Genomic DNA, 214 nt, shown 5'->3' with positions numbered 1-214 from the left:
TGCGATGCGTTTGACCAGCATCGCGGTGTCGGTCTCACCGGGCAGGGCCAGGCTCTGGCGTCCGGCGGCGTCGAGGGCGGCAGCGGCAGTCTTGGCGATGCCCGGTTTCCAGGCCCCGTGTTCGGTGAGATGTGTTGTGACACCGTCGATTCCGGCTGTCCTGATCTCGGCTGGGGTGCACATCCCGGCGACCAGGATCAGCGGAGTCCGGTTC

1 pseudogene is annotated in these 214 nt (G+C 67.3%); it reads right to left on the bottom strand.

The window, feature by feature from the left end:
• Positions 1 to 214: pseudogene (locus ON21_RS30090) on the bottom strand (IS110-like element ISMav6 family transposase); the annotation flags it as partial.

Source organism: Nocardia araoensis NBRC 100135 (assembly GCF_000308435.1).
Classification (GTDB): Bacteria; Actinomycetota; Actinomycetes; order Mycobacteriales; family Mycobacteriaceae; genus Nocardia; species Nocardia araoensis.
Note: the sequence above shows the minus strand (reverse complement) of the source record. Positions and strands in the feature narration are given on the sequence as shown.